The 2,940-nt window shown below is 55.6% G+C and carries 1 protein-coding gene; it reads right to left on the bottom strand.

Annotated elements, in window-relative coordinates:
* Positions 1–508 precede the first annotated feature (508 nt).
* Positions 509–2,662, bottom strand: coding sequence for an ornithine decarboxylase (speC, locus tag QZR21_RS08830; protein ID WP_296099865.1), 2,154 nt, complete (start codon positions 2,660–2,662; stop codon positions 509–511).
* Positions 2,663–2,940: the final 278 nt, after the last annotated feature.

The following is a 2,940-nucleotide window of genomic DNA, read 5'->3' on the forward strand; positions in this document are numbered from 1 at the left end:
GTGCATAAAAATCCTTATGAAATCTGACTCTGCGAATTAATCAGTGCTTCCCTGGCTTTTAGCTGCTAGCTACCAGGAAAGCTGGTTCGCCTGCGGCGCTTGTGTGGCTGAGGGTACGTCCAAACGTATGAGGGCTTCTAGCTTCTAGCTTTCAGGAAAGCTGATTCGCCTGCGGCGCTAGAGGTTAGCGGCTTTGCCGCTGAAAGTAACCCTATTGGAGTCGGGCCCAAAGGGCCTGACCAGCCTTCCTAACAGCTAGAAGCTAAAAGCTAAAAGCTAAAAGCTTTACCCGTTCGCACGGCATTCAGCCACAGGACACCCGGCTCACAGGGCCTGGTCTGCTCAATGCTCAAGGCTAAAGGCTCACTGCTCAAGGCTTGTGACTCTACCCGCCAGCACGCGAAACCAGCAGCCCCACAAACCGTAACTTAATGAACTGGGGAAATTTCATCAAAAACTCGCGGCGCTCTACGAATTGTGCGCCGCCACCACCATTCCTAATTCCTAATTAGCTTTCTTTCAACACATACCCGTAGGCATGTTTTTTCCCGTCTTCTCCGTCTTCCACGTAGACTCCCTGCACCTCCGGAGCGAAGCCGGGGAAGGCGTTGATGCTGTCTATGAGGTCCATGAAGTAGTCGATGGCGGTCTTTGTCCACCGTTCGCCGGGGTGGATGCAGAGGATGCCTGGCGGATAGGGGAGGGCTCCTTCGAGGGCCACCCGGCCTTCGGCGTCTTTCAGCTCGATCAGTTCCCCATTTCCCCGGAAGTATTCACCCACCGCATCCCGGGGGCTCATGGCGTAGGGCGGTAGGTAGTCTTTTTCGAAGAGCCGGCCCTGGAGGGTGGATACGTTCCTTTCTTTGTAAAAATCGTGCATTTCCTGGCAGAGCCTCCGGATGGTATATCCTTCGTAGTGGGCTTCGTAGGCGTCGTAAATGGCGGGAAGCACTTTTTCCATGGGGCCGTCTTCGTCCAGTAATGATTCGAAGCGGACCAGGGCGTCCACGAGGCGGTTCAGTTTTTCCTTCGATTCCGCCGGGGTGAGGAGGAAGAGAATATCGTTCAGGTCGCATTTCTCGGGGATGATTTTATTCTGCCGGAGGAAGTTTGCCACGATGGTGCCGGGAATGCCGAAGTCTTCGTAGGTGCCGGCAGCCATGTCGATGCCCGGGGTGATGAGCATGAGTTTCATGGGGTCCAGGAAGTACTGGTTCTCCCCGTACCCTTTGAAGCCGTGCCAGGAGGCGCCGGGCTTGAAGGTCCAGTATTTCCGGTCCGCCGCGATCTGTTCCGTGGGGCCGTCCTCCCATTTTTTATTTCCCGCGGGCTCCGGAATGAAGGGACGGATGTAGTGGCAGCGGGAGAGAATGTACTTCCTCGTTTCGATACCCAGCACCAGGGCATCCCGCCAGAGCTTCCGGCCTCCTTCCCCTTCGTGGATGCGGGCGTTCATATCCAGGGCTGCGAAGAGCTGGTAGAAGGGGGAGGTGGAGCAGTGCATCATGTAGGCGTTATTCATCCGCTTGTGGGGCACGTACCGGTCCTGGCCCCGGATGTGGGCGTCTTTCTTGTGAATCTGGGAGGTCATGGAAAAGCCTGCCTGCTGCTTGTGGACGGACTGGGTGACGAAGATGCCCGGATCCTCGGGCCCCAGGTCCAGGAGAAGGGGAGAGGCGTCTTTCATCATGGGAATGAACTGCTCGTAGCCCACCCAGGCGGAGTCGAAGAAAATGTAATCGCAGAGGTACCCGATTTCATCCACCACCTGCCGGGCGTTGTACAGGCAGCCGTCGTAGGTGCCCAGCTCGATTACCGCCAGCCGGATGGGCCGCTCCTCCTTCGCTTTTTCCGGAGACTTTTCAGCGATGAGGCGGCGGATATAATCCTCGTCGAAGCAGTGCTTCGGAATGCCGCCGATGGAGCCGCAGCTGTTCCTCGCCGTTTCCAGGTATACCGGAATGGCGCCGGAAAGCTCCAGGCCCAGGTCCATGGATTTGTGGTTGTTCCGGTCGTAGAGCACAATGTCCCCCGGTGCCAGGACGGCGTTCATGACGATCTTGTTGGACGTGGAGGTGCCGTTCAGGACGAAGTAGGTCTTGTCCGCATGGAATACCCGGGCCGCATGCTTCTGGGCATCCAGGGCGGGCCCTTCATGGATGAGGAAATCGCCCAGGTCCACGTCGGAACTGGACAGGTCTCCCCGGAACACATTGGGCCCATAGTAATCGTAGAAAATGCGTCCCGACGGATGTTTCCGGAAAAAGGCGCCGCTCTGGTGGCCGGGAGAGGCGTATTCATCATTGTGGCGGGCGGTGTACCGGGTGAGGGCACCGAAAAAAGGAGGCAGCAGGTTCTTCTCGTACTCCATGGCGGCCTTCGTGATTTTCTTCTTCCACCCCGCCTTTTCCCTGGCTGTGAGAACGGTGGCGGCGATGGCAGTCATGTTCCTTCCGGCGGCGATGCCGGTGTCCAGGATAAAAAGGGGAATCCCAAAGGCGTGGATGGTATCGTAGGACGGCGGCACCTCGTCCTGCGACGTCATCACCACCGCCGATACGTCGGTGAGATCAGCGGCGGATACGGATATGGTTTTCCAGTTTTCCGAAAGGATGCCAAGGGCCTTGGCCCTTTCGGTCAATGCGATTTTGAGCTGTTTCATGGATCAGACCTCCCCATCTTTTTTGGCATTATTATAGAAACGGAATGTCCATCATGTCAATAAGGAAAATGGAGGAAATAGAAGGAAAATAGAGGATATCCAGTAAAGCAGGAAATGAAAAATGAATATATCCGGATTATTGTGAGTATTTGACGGTCAGGGTGAATATATGCGGGATATATGGATGAAATAAGATAAGAGGGGGTAAAATGGGGGGAGTACGGCCAATTTCAGTTTGTCGAGCTGTTAGGGCGATGCTTACGGATAGAGTCATTCGT

This window comes from uncultured Dialister sp., assembly GCF_900541605.1.
Classification (GTDB): Bacteria; Bacillota; Negativicutes; order Veillonellales; family Dialisteraceae; genus Dialister.